At 37.2% G+C, this 17,722-nt stretch carries 16 protein-coding genes and 1 pseudogene; 12 read left to right on the forward strand and 5 right to left on the reverse strand.

Annotation, left to right across the window (positions count from 1 at the left end; all coding sequences use genetic code 11):
* Positions 1 to 84: 84 nt before the first annotated feature.
* Positions 85 to 714, reverse strand: coding sequence for a lysozyme inhibitor LprI family protein (locus BC6307_RS06190; RefSeq protein ID WP_066410708.1), 630 nt, complete (start codon positions 712 to 714; stop codon positions 85 to 87).
* A 349-nt stretch (positions 715 to 1,063) separates the two neighbouring features.
* Between BC6307_RS06190 and BC6307_RS06195 the strand changes: the two genes are divergently transcribed.
* From BC6307_RS06195 to BC6307_RS06210, 4 genes are all read left to right on the forward strand, one after another.
* Entirely contained in the window at positions 1,064 to 1,450 is a 387-nt protein-coding gene (locus BC6307_RS06195) for a DUF302 domain-containing protein (RefSeq protein WP_066410707.1), read from the forward strand.
* Positions 1,451 to 1,506: 56 nt separating this feature from the next.
* Positions 1,507 to 1,743 (forward strand): glutaredoxin family protein, encoded by a 237-nt coding sequence (locus tag BC6307_RS06200; protein ID WP_094366082.1) that lies wholly within the window; start codon positions 1,507 to 1,509, stop codon positions 1,741 to 1,743.
* A 140-nt stretch (positions 1,744 to 1,883) separates the two neighbouring features.
* Positions 1,884 to 3,578: an FAD-dependent oxidoreductase gene (locus tag BC6307_RS06205; protein ID WP_066410704.1), complete on the forward strand. Its 1,695-nt coding sequence runs from the start codon at positions 1,884 to 1,886 to the stop codon at positions 3,576 to 3,578.
* 75 nt (positions 3,579 to 3,653) lie between these two features.
* Entirely contained in the window at positions 3,654 to 4,016 is a 363-nt protein-coding gene (locus tag BC6307_RS06210; protein ID WP_066410699.1) for a rhodanese-like domain-containing protein, read from the forward strand.
* Positions 4,017 to 4,156: 140 nt separating this feature from the next.
* Here BC6307_RS06210 and BC6307_RS06215 read toward each other — a convergent pair whose 3' ends face one another.
* Both BC6307_RS06215 and BC6307_RS06220 read right to left on the reverse strand, forming a co-directional pair.
* Positions 4,157 to 5,365 (reverse strand): MFS transporter, encoded by a 1,209-nt coding sequence (locus tag BC6307_RS06215; protein WP_066410697.1) that lies wholly within the window; start codon positions 5,363 to 5,365, stop codon positions 4,157 to 4,159.
* Positions 5,366 to 5,690: 325 nt separating this feature from the next.
* Positions 5,691 to 6,650, reverse strand: coding sequence for an NAD(P)-dependent alcohol dehydrogenase (locus BC6307_RS06220; RefSeq protein WP_066410694.1), 960 nt, complete (start codon positions 6,648 to 6,650; stop codon positions 5,691 to 5,693).
* A gap of 247 nt (positions 6,651 to 6,897) precedes the next feature.
* On the opposite strand from BC6307_RS06220, the gene BC6307_RS06225 reads away from it, so the two are divergent.
* From BC6307_RS06225 to BC6307_RS06250, 6 genes are all read left to right on the forward strand, one after another.
* Entirely contained in the window at positions 6,898 to 7,932 is a 1,035-nt protein-coding gene (locus BC6307_RS06225; protein WP_066410693.1) for an ABC transporter permease, read from the forward strand.
* A 1-nt stretch (position 7,933) separates the two neighbouring features.
* Positions 7,934 to 8,644 (forward strand): ABC transporter ATP-binding protein, encoded by a 711-nt coding sequence (locus BC6307_RS06230; RefSeq protein ID WP_066410691.1) that lies wholly within the window; start codon positions 7,934 to 7,936, stop codon positions 8,642 to 8,644.
* A gap of 76 nt (positions 8,645 to 8,720) precedes the next feature.
* Positions 8,721 to 9,401, forward strand: coding sequence for a response regulator transcription factor (locus BC6307_RS06235; protein WP_066410689.1), 681 nt, complete (start codon positions 8,721 to 8,723; stop codon positions 9,399 to 9,401).
* A complete protein-coding gene (locus BC6307_RS06240) occupies positions 9,398 to 10,777 on the forward strand; it encodes a HAMP domain-containing sensor histidine kinase (RefSeq protein ID WP_066410687.1) in 1,380 nt (459 codons plus the stop codon). The genes BC6307_RS06235 and BC6307_RS06240 overlap by 4 nt, the downstream gene beginning before the upstream one ends.
* A gap of 192 nt (positions 10,778 to 10,969) precedes the next feature.
* On the forward strand, positions 10,970 to 11,368 hold the full coding sequence (locus BC6307_RS06245; protein WP_066410685.1) for a hypothetical protein: 399 nt from the start codon (positions 10,970 to 10,972) through the stop codon (positions 11,366 to 11,368).
* 220 nt (positions 11,369 to 11,588) lie between these two features.
* Positions 11,589 to 11,963 carry a nuclear transport factor 2 family protein gene (locus BC6307_RS06250; protein WP_066410683.1) on the forward strand — a complete coding sequence of 125 codons (375 nt, stop codon included), beginning with the start codon at positions 11,589 to 11,591 and terminating at the stop codon, positions 11,961 to 11,963.
* Between the two features lie 139 nt (positions 11,964 to 12,102).
* On the opposite strand, the gene BC6307_RS06255 is transcribed toward BC6307_RS06250, so the two are convergent.
* Complete coding sequence (locus BC6307_RS06255; RefSeq protein WP_066410682.1) at positions 12,103 to 13,011, reverse strand: SDR family oxidoreductase; 909 nt, start codon at positions 13,009 to 13,011, stop codon at positions 12,103 to 12,105.
* Positions 13,012 to 13,278: 267 nt separating this feature from the next.
* On the opposite strand from BC6307_RS06255, the gene BC6307_RS06260 reads away from it, so the two are divergent.
* Both BC6307_RS06260 and BC6307_RS25695 read left to right on the forward strand, forming a co-directional pair.
* Positions 13,279 to 14,556 carry a mechanosensitive ion channel family protein gene (locus BC6307_RS06260; RefSeq protein WP_066410680.1) on the forward strand — a complete coding sequence of 426 codons (1,278 nt, stop codon included), beginning with the start codon at positions 13,279 to 13,281 and terminating at the stop codon, positions 14,554 to 14,556.
* A gap of 214 nt (positions 14,557 to 14,770) precedes the next feature.
* A pseudogene (locus tag BC6307_RS25695) lies at positions 14,771 to 16,168 on the forward strand (M28 family peptidase).
* Between the two features lie 265 nt (positions 16,169 to 16,433).
* Here the strand turns inward: BC6307_RS25695 and BC6307_RS06270 are convergent.
* On the reverse strand, positions 16,434 to 17,666 hold the full coding sequence (locus BC6307_RS06270) for an MDR family MFS transporter (RefSeq protein WP_066410678.1): 1,233 nt from the start codon (positions 17,664 to 17,666) through the stop codon (positions 16,434 to 16,436).
* Positions 17,667 to 17,722: the final 56 nt, after the last annotated feature.

Here is a 17,722-nt window from a genome sequence, read left to right on the forward strand (position 1 = left end):
GTGGACGGAGGGACAGGTCCCTCGTCCACACATTTTTTTCCATTTGGAACAATGGTAACCCGCCATTCCATGCTAATCCTTATGTTATCTCATATACTCTTCAACCAATTCAAAACATCTTTCTTCTGTAAGAACTGCAAGCACTGCCACGTATTCTAAATGCTCTTGTGTCCCGCCTTTATATTTAGAGGATGCTTCTAATGCAGTTTCGTCTCTATATTGAATCCAACCACGTTGTTCAGCTCTCAACTCGTCCATTTCTTCAGTAGAGAGTTGCTCTTGAAGAACACCATACACTTCATTCAACAAAGTATCCCAAGCCTCCCATTTATCATCTTCTACTTTTTTCAAAGCATATGTTGCTGATCCTTCTGCTTCCAATGCGTCCAGCTCTTTTTTTGTGTCTTGTAATTTCTCGAGGTATTCGTCCTTCGCGCTCACTAGGCTTACTGTTGAGGAGTCTTCTGTTGTAGTTGGAGTTGATTCACTTGGAGTACTTACTTCTTCACTTGAACTGTCTGCATCATTATTATTGTCGGTATCGGTGTTATTAGGTGAATCAACCTTCGGAGATTCCTCATTTATCTTTTGAGTTGGCTCGGTATTCTCGTTGTCCATATCAGCAATAGATTCTTCAGTTGCGCTATTACAAGCTGTCAGGAAAACGAATAATAAAGTTAAAATTGCTACTAAAATTCTTTTATTACTTCTCATTGTATACTTCTCCTTTGGGACAATTTTATTTTCATAAACCCTTCCTAATTTTACCTTTCATTGGGACAAAAATAAAATGAAATGCTTTAAAATCTGAGAAAACTAACATTTCATAGGACGAGAGGTAGCATAAGTATTTTTTGGTGAGCTTGTAAATATGAATTTCCAGAAAATGTGTGGACGCGGGACCTGTCCCTCCGTCCAACCCGTACACGTTGACAAATTACCTATGGGGGTATATTATAAAGCGAGTGGGAGTTTTCACGAATAGAAGTATTCAATTGGCAAAAGATAGATAAAGGAATATGGAATTCATTGTGAATATACTCGCATTAAGGAGATGGATAGCTTGTTTCATTATACCGTTGAAACATCAAAGTCAATAGAGGAAGCAATACATTCGCTGGAAGAAAACCTCAAAGCAGAACAGTTTGGAATCCAGTGGCAGTTTAATGTAAAAGAAACGCTAAACAATAAAGGATATGAACTAGAAAATCCATTTATTGTTCTAGAAGTATGTAACCCTGAAGAAGCACAAAATATTTTGTCTAAAAACCAAATTATTGGATATTTTCTACCGTGTAAAATTGTTGTATATAAAGATAATGAAGGCAAAACAAAAATCGGTATGCCGAAGCCTAGTGCTCTCATTCAAATGCTCGAAGATGAGTCTTTACAGGAACTAGCTATCGATATTGAAAAAAGATTAATTGTCTGTATTGACAAGAGTATGTAAATTAAAAAAGCAGTCCCACAATGTGACTGGACTGTTTTAAATTGAGGTTAATTAACGTGAAGAGCGATATAACATTATATACAACTACCACGTGTGCTGTATGTGCAATGGTTAGAGATCTTTTATCTCATTTGAATGTAGAACATAAGGAGGTCAATGTTGACCTTAATCCAATTGCTATGATCATTTTAATAGGAAAAACTCGACAATTAACCGTACCACAAATAAATATTAGTGGAAAATGGGTTTTTGGGTTTGACCCTGAGCGGATTGTTGAACTACTTAATAAATAGGGGAATGAAAGAATGAAGAAAATCACTAATTACCCATTGTTTTTTCATTCTTTTAATTTGGATAGTTTTATACCTATACGGGTATTTTGTTTTGTGTAAACTTTAAAATAACTATTAGAAATTGAGTGGGAGGATGTAACATGACTAAAAAAATAGTGATTGTTGGTGGAGTTGCTGGAGGGGCCTCTGTTGCAGCAAGAGTTAGAAGACTAGATGAAAGTGCCGAAGTCATCATGTTTGAAAAAGGACCTCATGTATCTTTTTCGAACTGTTCTTTACCTTATCATTTAAGTGGTATTGTTGAAGATAGTGAGAAACTAGTTTTAATGTCTCCTAAAACCTTTAAAAATCGATATAACATAGAGGCAAGAGTTCATCAAGAGGTCGTTCAAATTAATCGTGATAAAAAAACAATTACTGTAAAAGACTTGCTTACCGATAGCAATTATGAGGAATCGTATGATAAATTAGTTCTATCCCCAGGAGCATCACCTATACGACCTAATTTAGAGGGGATTAACAATTCGAATGTATTCACCGTTCGTAACGTTGTAGATATCGAGAAAATACATTCATATATTAAACACAATGGTGTTAAAGATATTGCGGTCATCGGTGGTGGCTTTATAGGCGTAGAAGTTGCAGAAAATCTTAAGTTAGCAGATTACAATGTAACTTTAGTAGAGTTTGCAAATCAAGTTATGGCACCTTTTGATTATGATATGGCTCAAATTCTCCATAAAGAAATGGTCGACCATGGAGTAAATCTCGTTTTAGATGACGGATTGGCTAAGATTGACGATGGACATATTATCACGAATTCTGGTAAGCAAGTGGATGCCCAAGCAGTGATACTTGCAATTGGTGTAAGGCCAGAGACGAGCTTAGCTAAAGATGCTGGATTAGAAATAGGTGAAACGGGTTCAATTAAGGTAGATCGCAATTATGTAACGAGTGATAAAGATATTTATGCAGTAGGAGATGCGATTGAAGTGTACCATCGATTGTTACACAAGCCAACAAGGTTAGCGTTAGCAGGTCCTGCTCAAAAGCAAGCGAGAGCAGTAGCAGACCATATTTATGGAATCCCAAATAGAAATATAGGTGTAATAGGTTCATCATCTATCCATCTGTTTGACCTTAATGCAGCGTCCACTGGATTAAATGCAAGAACAGCCGAGCAAGCTGGAATGATGCACGATTATGTTTACCTTATGCCAGGCGATAAAGTGGGACTGATGCCAAATAGTAATCCGATGCATTTTAAATTGATTTTTGAGTATCCAACTGGCAGAATTTTAGGTGCACAAGCAATTGGTAAAGGTAATGTGGATAAACGAATAGATGTTATCGCAACGATGATTACGATGAATGGTACGTTGGAAGATTTAAAAGATCTCGAACTTACCTACTCTCCAATGCTAGGAACGGCAAAAGATGTCGTCAATCATGCAGCATTGGTCGGGTTAAATGTATTACATGGAAGCTATAAAGAAGTGAAAGTTTCTCAAGTGCGAGAACTAGTCGAAAATTCCGCCTTTATCATTGATGCTCGTGAGAAAAATGAATACAATGATGGGCATTTTAATAATGCAGTTAATATCCCATTAAGTGAGTTTAGACAGAGACTTCATGAAATACCAAAAGATCGCCCTGTATATATTCATTGTCGTTCGGGACAAAGAAGTTATAATATGGTCATGGCATTGCAACATTTAGGATATAACAACGTTAATAACATTTCTGGGTCTTATTTAGGTGTAAATCTTTATGAATACTTTAATGATTACGTTACTGGTAGAGATAAAATTGTAACGAAATATAATTTTAAATAGTACCCTATGAAGAAATAAAATAATACAGAGCTGACACTGTTATGTGTGACCTCCGATAACGTAAGGTGATTAGTGATGATTTTTTATGTAATGGTTGTAGCTACCATTTTGGTGAGTTTTGAGCTGTACAAAAGGTTTTTTCCGATTAAGGGCATAACTTGTAAAGATGATGTCGTTGGTGACCAACAAGTTGTACTAGATATTAGAGATTACAACGAAAAGGATATTTTTAAGAAAGTTTCCATACACATACCATATGCTTATTTAAGAAGAAATTATAGGGAAATTCCTAAACAACCTTTACATGTTATTGCAACTAACCAAATGGAACTTAATCTTGGTCTCCGATTTTTATTAAGTAGAGGATTCGATGTTAGGAGTTATGAAATACTAGAATGTCCTTGTCGCGAAAAAAGAGGAATATTGAGTGGGACGTGAGCAATGTATATATTGCTAGTATAATAGAAGAAACCATGCAAATAAGGCTACCTCTAATTTAGACGAGAGGTAGCCTATTTTTATTTTGTCCTGTAGTCATGAATTTCCAAAAAATTCATGGGTGCTGTCCCCTCTGTCCACTATTTGCTAGCAGCTACTTCCTTCTTAGCTGAGTATGTTAGTGTATTCGTGTTTATGTGTACCATGGCCATTGCTACGAAAAAGAGGATGGCAGACATTAAAAATACTGTTTGGACGGGGAAGAATCCACCGACTACACCACCGATGATTGGACCGAACATGCCTCCGACCATATTAGCTGTCTGATTTAAACTGAATGCTCTTCCACGGAAGTCTTCTGGTGTGGACGTAACGACTAATCCATTTAACGCTGGGAAGATTGCACAATAGAAGACACCATAAACGAACCGTATCATTGAGAAACCTAATATTTGACTGAAAATAATCTGTGCTAATGTTCCAATCGCAGCTCCTAACATACCAATGAATAACACCCGGTGAAATCCAACTTTATCTGCCCATTTCCCCCAGTAAGGTGCAAAGATGGCGCTAGCGATACCAGGAAGGGAAATGACAATCCCTGTAATTAACGCTGCATATTTGGATGACCCACTCATATCGGCAATAAATAAAGGAAGAATAGGTTCAATTGTCATGACGGAACAGCTTACGAGCAAAGTTAACAACAACACGATGAGAAAAGGTCGATTGTTAAAAGCAACTATAAAATCTTTCCTAATCGAGCCTCTATCTTTACTAGGTTTGAAGTTTTCTTCTTTTACTAAAAAGATAACGAGAATGGTAGCAAAAAATACAATGATACCGGCACTAGCAAAGGACCAACGACTTCCAAGTAATGCGGCCATACCACCACCTAACAATGGGCCCATAATCGTCCCTGATGCAGTAGCGGAGGAAATGAGAGAAAGGGCATAACCGACCTTTTCCTTCGGTGTATTCGTTCCAATTAACGCAATCGCACCTGGAATATATCCACTTAACAAACCTTGCATAACCCGTAATCCTAAAATTTGATAAGGATTCGTAACAAATGCCATTAACGTATAAACGACAAATAAGGCGAACCCTGCCCGTATAATCATCGGTTTACGACCGAACTTATCGGACATATTTCCCCAAAAAGGTGTGGCAATCGCACCCGCAAAGAAAGCGGCGCTAAAAATGAGCCCGGACCATAATTCCGTATGATCATGCACGCCAATCTCCATTAAAAAAATCGGTAAAAACGGAATAACCATTGAAAAACTTGCAGCCGTAAAAAAAGCACCAATCCAAAGTATGACCAAATTTCGTTTCCATGTTGGCATGGCATTTACATCTCCAAACAAAAATGAATTTACAAAATATTTTTATATTAATATAGTAGCATAGATAGAAGTTATTTTCATTACCGAAAATTTCGGAAATAGAAATATTGTGTGGGGAGATTCTTATCCACGCAATTTTATCCTTAAACAAAAGTAATTGTTTATGAACAGCTAGAGGGGAAGGGAAGGTAAGATTAACACAGAGTTAAAAAGCCCACCCTGAGCCTGACGCTACTTAGGATGGGCTTCTATGTCAAACGCTATCTTTTGAGGGAGAAAAGTTGTACTCTCATCTAGTATTTCGTTGGGTAAAGAACACTTGTACTTACTGTATCGTCAGTATGACGTTACCTTTTTTATGGCCTTTCTCTACGTATCGATGTGCCTCAGCCGCTTGTTCTAACGGATATGTTCGGTCGATTACTGCTTTTAATGCCCCTTTTTCAATCCTTTTCTTTAAGTCTTCGATTGCTTTACTATTTTCGGCTGCCACACCTCCAATTACTTTTTTCCTTGTAGTCCCTGACGTCCAAAAGCCGTTCAACACTGTACTTACGCTAGCATCACCTAGAAGAAGAATTCCTTTATCTGTTAACGATGCAATAGTAGACTTATAATTAATTTTCGCTACTGTGTCAAAAATAACGTCATATTTTTTGCCTTCCTTTGTAAAATCTTCTCTCGTATAATCGATTACGTTTGTTGCACCGAGTGATTGGACGAGCTCCATGTTGGAAGTACTACATATACCAGTGACGTTTGCTCCCATATCTTTTGCGAGCTGAACAGCCGCTGTCCCTACTGCTCCGGATGCACCGTAAATTAACACGTTTTGTCCACGCTGCACGTTAGCTTTCTTTAAAAAGTGTAAAGCGGTCATGCCTCCAAAAGGAATAGCCGCGGCTTCTTCATACGTCATATTTTCAGGCATAATGGAAATGGAGCATTTTTCTGGTGCAATACAAATGAATTCAGCATATGCGCCAAAACTCATCCCAAGTGATCCAAAAACACGGTCTCCCACTTGAAACTGTGTTACATCTTTCCCAACTTCCTTCACTTCTCCAGCAAATACCGCACCTAAAATCTTCTTTCGAGGCTTCGTTAATCCAAAAAAGAACCGTACGGCAGAAGGTTGAGCTTTTCTCATTCGCCAGTCGGCAGAGTTTACAGCAGTCGCATAAATGTTAATTAATAGTTCATGATCTTTCGGTGTCGGTTTAGCCACTTCTTGAAACTGTAACACCTCTGGCGGCCCATACCTCGTATAAACGATTGCTTTCATATCAATTGTTACCCCCTATTTGTTCACATTACTTTCATTATATTGGAAATAGGTTAAAAATAGTGTGAAGATTCTGTAAATATTTTAACGTTAGTAGATAAGAGGGATAGTGTTCTTAACTCGAACAGAGAACGGAGGGAGAATGAACCTGTCCTCACATCCTACTAAAATGTAAAAGTTTATTCATTGTCTGTTCATATTGAGGAGATATGCTTGGAGATGAAAATAGTGATAGGAGGAAATAGCGGTGAAGCTTGCATGGAAAGAAATGAAAAGAAATAAAATACGGTTTATCATTTTAGGCTCGATTATTTTTTTAATTAGCTTTTTAACATTTATTATATCTGGATTGGCAAACGGATTGTCTCAAGATAATGCAGCTTTAATAAAAGATTTGCCACCAGGATATTTTTACATGAATGAAGAGGCAGACGAAACGTACAACCTCTCTAGAATTGATAGTAGTATTCAAGATAAAGTATTAAACGAACAAAAAGATGCTACCGCACTATCGATACAAATGGGTTTCTTACATGATAAAAATGACAAACAGCAAAGTGTGGCATTCGTTACCTCAACAGAATCAACAATATTTGAATATGTAAAACGTGGTGAAGTTCTATTAGACCGCTCCATGAAAGAAAAAGGAATCGAGATTGGTGATGTGTTAACGAACAATCAGTTGGAAGGAGAGCTGATTGTAAAAGGATTTGTAGGAGATAAGAAATTTAGTCATGCACCAGTCGCATTTATCCATAAAGACGACTACAAAGAAATGTACAGAGTGGAGGAAATGCAATTAGTATTCGTACCTGGCACTAACGAAGCTACCGTCGTAGAAGGTTTACAAATTTTCACGAAAAAACAATTTCTCAATTCGATACCAAGTTACAAAGCAGAGCAAATGTCTCTAAATATGATTATATCTTTTTTAATCGTCATTAGTGGCATGTTGTTCGCCATCTTCTTCTATATGATGAACGTTCAAAAAATTGGTTTGTACGGTATTTTAAAAGCTATCGGCTTGAAAACAACTGCCTTATTTCGCATGATGTGGACGCAAATGGTGACGATCACCTTAATCGCGCTCTGTTTAGCAGCGAGTTTAAGTCAAGGGTTTAACATGTTAGCACCTGAAGGAATGCCTTTCCATTTAACAATTGAAACTACTTTCCAATTGTCCTTCGTTTTTTTACTAATTGGTTTTATGGGAGCAACTCTATCTGGGATACAAATTAAAAAAGTGGAACCATTACAAGCTATTCAACAAGGAGAGGTGTAACATGGCATTTTTTACAGTAAAAGAAGTAAAGAAAGTGTTCACGAACGGTGAAGTGAAGGAAGAAATCTTAAAAGGAGTAAACCTTTCCCTTAATAAGGGTGAAATTACAGCGCTAGTCGGTGCTTCTGGCTCTGGAAAAAGTACACTGCTTACAATTATTGCCGGGCTACAATCGGCAACGGACGGAGAAATATTATTTGATGGAAAGGACTTAATCTTGATGAATCAAGAGCAAATCCGAAAAATAAGAGCAAGTCAGTTCGGTTTTGTTTTTCAATTTGCGCATCTCGTTCCTTTTCTTACAGTAGAAGAACAACTTTTATTAATGTTAGATGTTTCCGAAACGAAATTATCGAAACAAGCACAAAAAACCGAAGTAAATAAACTGTTAATGTTAGTAGGGATGGAACACCGGAAAAAGGCGTATCCGTCTTCGCTATCAGGTGGGGAAAAGCAACGAGTGGCCATCGCACGTGCCCTCATTCATCAACCGAAAATCTTATTCGCCGACGAGCCAACTGCAAGTTTAGATTCGAAAAGGTCAAAAGAAGTAATGGAATTAATCCGTGACTTAACGAAATCGTTAAATATTACAACCTTAATGGTCACTCATGATGAAGAAATGCTCCCCTTTACAGATCAAACCATTAAAATGAGTGACGGACTAATAGTATATAATGAAAAATTTATGATGGAACTTCAAGAAGTGTAAGGAAGATAGCCCAACATTTGTGCTGGGCTATTTTTTTGATACAGTATATTATATAAAAAAAAACAGAGGTAACTGTATGTCCAACATTTTAATTGTAGATGGCGATAGAAATATTTTAAAACTAGTAAATATACATCTAACAAAACAAGGGTATAACGTTTTGGAAGCAAAGGATGGAATGGAAGCTTTACAAATATTAAAAAGAGAAAAATGTAGTCTGGCAGTGGTCGATGTGATGATGCCGTATTTGGACGGTTTTTCTTTAACGAAAGAGATACGAAGTCAGTACAATATTCCAATCATTATTTTAACCGCGAAAAGTCAAATTGAGGATAAAGAGCAAGGGTTTCAAGCAGGAACAGATGATTATTTAGTTAAGCCATTCGAACCGAAAGAATTAACTTTTCGAATTAAAGCTTTGCTACGCAGGTATGATGATCAACAAGTAGAGCACATTATTCGTATTGGAAATACAACCATTAACAAAAATAGCTATGAAGTAAAGAGTGGCGACCGTACGATTTTGTTACCATTAAAGGAGTTTGAGTTACTTCATTTTCTCATGACCAAACCGTCTCAAGTATTTTCAAGACAACATCTAATCGAGCATATTTGGGGCTTCGACTTTGAAGGCGATGAACGAACTGTTGATGTTCATATTAAAAGGTTAAGAGAACGTTTTTCCAAAATGACCGATGACTTTCATATTAAAACAGTACGAGGAGTAGGATATTCCTTGGAGGCAAAGGGCGAATGAAAACTCTTTACGTAAAATTCGTTGTCGTGACGATCGGTATTATGCTTTTCAGTGGGATTATATCTTTTTTAATATCCAATACGTATTATCAGCATAAACTAAAGCCACAAAACGATCAAAAAATTACAAACTTTGCACAATCGATTGCCTCATTTGCAGAGGAACATCCTTATATAGATTTACGAGATTACTTGCAGAACGTTTCCTCGCTTGGGTATCAAATGTACTTAGTAGATGAATCAGGTGAAGAAAGTTTTTTCGGTGCAGCATTCCGGGACGAAGATCTTTCGGCTACTGCGAAAGAAGATGTATTAAGCGGGAATGTATATCACGGTATTCTTCATTTTCCTGGAGAAACGTTCGTCACAGGATTTTTTGCAAATGAGTTAAGAAATACAATTGGAATTCCGATTACCCATAATGGAAATAACTACGCACTTTTTATTAGGCCGGACATTAAACTTCTGTTTAATGAGATGCATCTTTTATTTGCATGGCTACTAGTGTTCACCATCGTGCTCAGCACCATTATGGTAGTAATCAGTACAAAATATTTAGTGAAGCCGATTTCTAAATTAACGAAAGCGACAAAATCTCTTTCTGAAGGGAAGTTTAATGTAGAGTTGGATGTTGCTAGTAATGACGAACTAGGCGAGCTCTCGAATAGTTTTTTAACGATGGCTACCAAATTAGAACAAATGGATGACGTGAGGAAAGAGTTCATTTCGAACATTTCTCATGATATTCAATCACCGTTGTCGAATATAAAAGGATATATTAACTTACTCGAAAATGAATCTATTACGTCAAAAGATAGAGCCCAGTACGTTTCCATTATTAATGATGAAATAAAAAGATTATCTACTTTAACGAAACAATTATTATTACTTGCCTCGCTAGATCGTAATGAAGATATTTTAAAAAGGAAGACATTTAATGTTAGTGAGCAACTAAAGGAATTAGTGCGCAACTATCAATGGCTAATGAGTGAAAAAGACATAATGCTTAGCTACTCTTTACTGGACGTCGAAATAAATGGTGACGCTTCTTTACTCCATACAGTGTGGGACAACTTATTAACGAACGCTATTAAATACAATAAGCAGAATGGTAGTATTGAAATAACGATGGAAAAAAGTGAAGACTCCATCGTAGTTACTTTTGCTGATACTGGTATAGGGCTGAACCTGAAAGAAAAAGAAAGGATATTTGATCGTTTTTACCGGGCAGACACCGCGAGAACACGAACGATTGAGGGAACAGGACTTGGCTTATCAATCGTTTGGACAATCGTTCACCTACATAATGGTGACGTACAAGTTACTAGTACAGAAGGAAAAGGATCGACTTTTATTGTAAAACTACCGATTAAATAGGGACAGGTTTTTTTATCCTTTTTTTCCTTCTTATCTTATGAAGTTGGTGAAGTTCATCTCCCTAACGTTTTTAAATATTTCTCCAACTAATAGTTCTTTCACTTGTAAACTTTTATTCATCCTCCGTTCATCTTCGTGAAGTACATTAGAGAAGTAGAAAAAACGTAAAGATTAAAACGGAGGATATTTAAAATGAATAAACATAGTCTATTATTGTTACGATTTGCCGGTGTTTTTGGAGTAATCGGTGCTATACTCGGAGCGCATATGGCTGGAGCTGGCTCTTACGCATTTCGCCCTGTTCATGCCCATATTTTAGTTGTCGGTTGGTTAAGTCTATTTGCATGGTCTGTATACTATAAAGTGTTCCAAACATCTGAAACATTGTTAACAAAAATCCATGTTTGGACTGCGATTATAGGTTCTATTGGCTTGTCAGGAGGCATGTGGTTATATATGGTCAAACCGTTTGATCTGCCAGAACCATTAACGCTAGTGCTTTACATCGGTGGTGGGGTAGCTCTGCTTGTAAGTTTTATTATCTTTTTCTTAATTACTTTGTTTTACAGAGGAGAAGAGTATAACGGGTAAACGGAGTGTGCTTAACAAGGTGAATATTTTATGAAACCTTCTCATTTTTCTAAATGGAATATATAATATAAACAACCCAGTAGTCGTTCAAGCGCATTAAGTGGACAATACTATGTTGATAGTTTTAAACTGTTTTGTACAGGAGAGTAAGCTAATACTCTCCTGTTTTTTTAGAAAAGATAGGACTAGGGACCCCATCCACAAGAAAGGATGTTTTGTAATGAATGAAACTAAAAAAGAGAAAGCAGTATCGTTTTTGCAACTCGTTGCGTCAGGAGAAGTGAGAGAGGCGTATAGAAAGTACATTGGTCCGAATTTTCGTCATCATAACCCCTTTTTTCGCGGAGATGCTGATTCGCTTATGATTGCAATGGAAGAGAACGCTATTGAGAGTCCCCTCAAAATTCTTGAAGTAAAACGTGTTATAGAAGATGGTGAGATTGTTGCGGTTCACTCGCATATAAAACAGAATCAAGCTGATCTAGGTGCTGCAGTAGTACATATATTCCGTTTCGAAAACGAACTCATCGTAGAATTGTGGGATGTGGGGCAGCCTGTACCGGAAGATTCACCAAATGAAAATGGCGTATTTTAATTGTAATAATCCGTATTTTTTGAGAGGTGTAAAAAAGGATTGTTCCTATATTCTCCATAAGGTATTTCGGTATGCTAACTAAAGTCTTATTTCCAAAATTTGTGTGGACGAGGGACCTGTCCCTCCGTCCACAGCCCGCCTATGAATCGCGAATTATTCCCCCGTTAACATGTATGACTTGGCCGGTTACGTAATATGATTCTTCTGTTGCTAGATATACGAAGGCCGGAGCGATTTCGAAAGGTTGTGCGGCTCGCCCCATCGGGATATCTGTACCTAGTGTAGAAACATGATCTGCAGAGTATGTGCTAACAGTTAGCGGAGTCCATGCAGGACCTGGTGCAACTGCGTTTACACGAATCCCTTTGTCTACCAATGACAAAGCCATTGTGCGAGTGAACGAAACGACCGCGCCTTTCGAAGTAGCATAATCAATAACGTTTTTATCCCCTTCGTATGCCACCCTTGAAGCAGTACTAATAATGGAGCTTCCTTTTTTTAAATAGGGGAGGGAAGCTTTTGTCATGTAAAACAACGGGTACACATTCGTTCGAAACGTATCATCGAGCTGTTCATTTGATACATCCATAATATCTTCCGTAAAAGGCTGTACAGCAGCATTATGAACGACAATATCCAAACGTCCATATTTATTTATCGTCTGATTTACCGCAAATTCAGATGTTGATGGATTTCGTAAATCTCCTCGAATAAGTAGACAGCTGACTCCGAACTTTTCAACGTATTGCTTTGTTTCATTCGCATCATAATCCTCATTCAGATAGACAATAGTAATGTTTGCGCCTTCTTTTGCATAGGCTACAGCAACTGCACGACCTATCCCGCTATCTCCACCGGTTATAAGAGCTATTTTTCCTTGAAGTTTCCCACTACCTTTAAATCCAGCATAATCATAAATTGGTCTAGGATACATTTTCCACTCTAAGCCAGGTGCCTCTTCTTGGTGTTGAGGAGGAAAAGCAATCGGCTGCTTTACCACCTTTTTTTTATAACCAATGTACGGGTAAACTGGATAATTTCGATCCATTTTAAACATCCTTTCACACTATATTATATCGGTAAAAAATAAACCGATTCCCTTCTTATTTCTACATAAAGCAATTTAAGTATAGTTTATGATACATAGACAATTGTCGTGTATGTAGGTTACAGAATATTATTTGGACTATATACAAAGAGTGAAGTTAGTTGTTTTTACATAAACTAAATCTACTGAAGGAAACACCTATTTTTGTTATACTAGTATATTAGTTATTACTGTTATAGGTAGTTATTATGAAAAGGAGGAGAAAAGATGGAATTTATTGATAAGAAGCTTTTATCTTATGGGATGGATCCAACAATAGCTGAATATTTAACTATGATAATAATGATACTTTTTATCGCGCTCATATCTGTCATAGCGAATTTTATAACGAAAAAAATAATAATAAGAGTTATTACACACTTTGTGACGAATAACAAATTCACCTGGGACGATATGCTTTTGGAACGAAAGGTTTTTCATAGGATATCTCATGTGGTTCCGGCGATTATTATTTATTTCTTCGCATCGGCATTTTCTGATTATGAAACTGTTATCCAAAAACTAGCGGTAACGTATATTATTATTGTAGCTTTAGTAGTAATTATTAGCTTATTTAATGCGCTGAATGATATATATCAAACGTTTGAAATTTCGAAGACGAGACCGATAAAGGGATACATACAAGTAGCTAACATAGTGATCGTCATTCTAGGTGTTATTTTAGTCATCTCAAACCTAATCGGACAAAGTCCTCTTATTTTATTAAGCGGGATTGGAGCATTGTCAGCTGTACTTTTGTTAGTCTTTCGGGATTCGTTATTAGGACTTGTCGCAGGAATTCAGTTAACTTCAAACGATATGGTACGTGTTGGAGACTGGATTGAAATGCCTAAGTATGAGGCCGATGGTGATATAATTGATATTTCCTTAAATACGGTAAAGGTGCAAAATTGGGATAAGACAATAACGACCATTCCAAGTTACGCTTTAATTTCCGACTCCTTTAAAAACTGGAGAGGAATGCAAAATGCAGGTGGACGTCGCATTAAACGGTCAATCTTTATCGATACTGGTAGTATTGCTTTTTGTGATGAACCGATGATTGAGAAGTTTAAACATATCCACTATCTTTCCGAGTACATCGAACAAAAGGAAAAAGAAATAGAGGAATACAATATTAAAAACGAGATTAATAGAAACAACCGAGTGAATGGTCGTGCTCTTACCAATATAGGAGTCTTTAGAGCCTATATTAATAATTACTTGAAAAATCACCCTGGTATTGAGCAAAATATGACGATGATTGTAAGACAGCTCGCTCCAAGCGAATTCGGATTACCAATTGAAATTTATGCATTTACGAACGATATTCAATGGAATAATTATGAATCCATCCAATCCGATATTTTTGACCATCTCCTCGCCGTGGCACCAGAATTCGGACTTCGCATATTCCAAAACCCTTCAGGTAGCGACCTAAAAGGAATATTTATGGACACTGGGACAGGTCCCTTGTCCACACAATTTTTACCAAATCGAGATTAAAGAGCGTTATTTTTACGTTATAGAATAGTTAATTGTTATGAAAGGGAGAGTAGATTAAGTTACTCTTCTCTTTTTTATGCATCGGTGACGAACCCGTCCATAATTAAGGCTATGTATCTAGTATTAATAGGAGGAATAACCCTAGTTACAATATTTTAACTATTATAAAATTTAGTAGAATCAAAAAATACTAAATTTTTCCTAGGGGGTTATTATGAAAACGAAGAAGTTATTATCCATCACACTTGCTACATCGTTAGCGTTAGGAGCTTTAAGTGTTCCAGTTTTTGCACAACAACCGGCCGCTCAACACGAAATAGTAAAAAATCCGTTAGATAATAAGGTAATCAATAAAATCAACGTTGATAACATTTACAACATGATTGATTACTTGCAACAAACTCCTAGAGTAGCCTCCACACCAGAGGAATTTGCAGCAGTTCAGTATATAAAAGACCAGTTTGAATCGTATGGCTATGACGTGGAAATTCAAGAATTTGAATATTTTGGTTACACAACACCGCATACAGTTGACCTACTAATAGATGGGACAAGCCTAAGTCCACTTGCGTTCACCTATACTCCTAGTGGGGATGTTCAAGCACCGTTAGAATATGTTGGACTAGCAACACCGGATGAGTTGGAAGGAAAAGATTTATCTGGAAAAATTGCACTAGTACAGCGCGGTTCTATTCCTTTTGGTTAAAAAGTAATTAATGCTGCTGAAAAGGGTGCAGTAGGTGTTATTATCTTTAATAATGCTGCTGGTACGATAAATGGTACCCTCGGTGGAGCTGACGATCGTTTCGTACCTACTGTCTCTATAACGCAAGCGCAAGGAAACAACCTAGTTTCAAAGCTTAATAATGGAGAAACAGTACAAGCTTCTTTAAAAGTTTTAGGAGCATCTGCGGGACTTCGTTCATCACATAATGTTATTGCCTCCAAGCTACCTACTAATAAAAACAGGGACAATGGAAATGTAATCACGTTAACATCTCATCATGATTCAGTGCCAGGTGCACCTGGTGCAAATGATAACGCTTCTGGTACAGCAATGGTACTTGAGTTAGCAAGAGTATTTAAAAATTTACCAACTGATACAGAAATCCGTTTCATTACATTTGGTGCGGAAGAATTGGGATTACTTGGGTCGAGACACTATGTACGAGATCTACCCCAAGAAGAACTGGACCGTATTGTGGCGAACTTCAATCTTGACATGGTCGGTAGCCGCGACGCAGGAAGCCTTGTCATGAATACAATTGACGGGCAACCGAATTTAGTAACAGAATTATCCCAAGCATCAAGCTTACGTCTAAATGGTGAGCCGACAAGATTTGGACGCGGAGGAAGCAGTGACCACGTTCCATTTGGAGAGGCAGGCATTCCAGCAGCGTTGTTTATTCATAGTCCATTAGAGCCTTGGTACCATACACCGCAAGACACGATTGATAAAATTAGCAAAGAAAAACTTCAAGATGTAGCGGAAATCGTCGGGACGGCCATTTATGATTATGCTCGCTTTGACAACCAAACGCCAAAGCAACCGCAAAGAGCAAGTAAGCAAAACGTGCCTCAACAAATGTACTTTGAAGAGAGTGTAGAATAAACATAAAGAACCAGCTCATTTGGCTGGTTCTTTTTAATTTATATGAACTAATACAAGTAATTTCATTGTTGAGGCTCATCAATACTATATTTAGATTGTTCATTAGCTTTATAACGATTTAAATATAGTATTAGGTATGCCTTGTAAATATAACACGGTTCGTATTGCTCCTAAAACGATTGCTTATGTAACGGACCCCTATACATGCTAGTACTCAGCAGCTAGTGTATAATCTCCAATAATTAAGTTAATGCCACTTTCCCTATTATGATACCTTTCGTAATCTAATACCTCCAGGCAACAGAGCAAGCTGAATGAAAATCAAACCAGCAACTCCTACTCCAAAGAAAATGATCCCCATGATATAAGAAGATACATAATGCCCAATGATTAATCCTAAGCCTCCCCCAAGCATAGCGATATGATACGTTAAACCATTCATCGCCATGTAAGCCCCTTTAGCATCATCCTTTATGAGAGTTGCTAGCATCGTTTGGCGAATCGGTACTGTGAGTAATTCCCCAAATGTAAAAAGGACAGTTGCCATAATGAGAACGTATGGTGATTTGCTAAAGGCTAAAATAGCAAAACCAATGGCATAAATGATGATACCGTTTTGAAGAATGGATTCGTTCTTAAAACGGGAAAATAGCTTTTCTGTCTTCAGCCCTAACATAACGACTAGAGCTGTATTAATAATAATGATGATACTGACCATCCTTAAGCCGTCCAGTGAGATGGAAGCGAAGCTCATGAAAAACTCCGATTGTAAACGAACAGCTATATATTTATCTAACTGAAATTCTAGTGTTAATATAAGAATAGAACCAGCACTGAAAAGAAGGAAACGAAAATCTTTTAAAATCTTTATATAGCTTGTGAGCATAGAAGTGAAGCTGATTGTTTTTTTAGCAATTTCTCTTTTTACCGGTACTTCATGAACCATGAACAGGATGACGAATAGGGTAATGATACTGAAGATAGAGAAGCCTATCAGTAAAGCAAATTTATAATGTTTAAAAAATAAACCTCCAAGTACAGCACCGATAGCAATGGCAATGTTTCCAGACCAGTACATGATATTATAAATATAAGGGCGGGTCTCTTTTGTGCTCGCATCGACAATCATCGCTTCTGCCGCTGGGTTCATCATCCCGATACTTATGCTACTTAATAGAAACATAGCAAATGTTACCCATGCACTCTCCAACCAAGGTGAGTTAGCAATCGCCATGAAAATAAACGAGAACACTTGTAGGAATTGTGCGGTCACCATTATTTTTTTTCGGCCAATGTAGTCCGATAAATGGCCTGCGTAAAAACCGACAAGAAGAGATACGAGAACATTAAGGATTAATAATGTACCTGTAATAGATGGTCCAATTCGCTCCGCAAAATAGATCGCCATAAAAGGAATGATACTCATGGCAGCTATATCGGTGATAAAATCCGTAACGACACGAATTTTTATATTTGGATGTAATTGTTGAAACTTCATTCGGAGTTCAGCCCCTTTTCCTATACATTAGATAACCGCCGCTAATCGCGACTCAG

The organism is Sutcliffiella cohnii (genome assembly GCF_002250055.1).
Lineage (GTDB): Bacteria > Bacillota > Bacilli > Bacillales > Bacillaceae_I > Sutcliffiella > Sutcliffiella cohnii.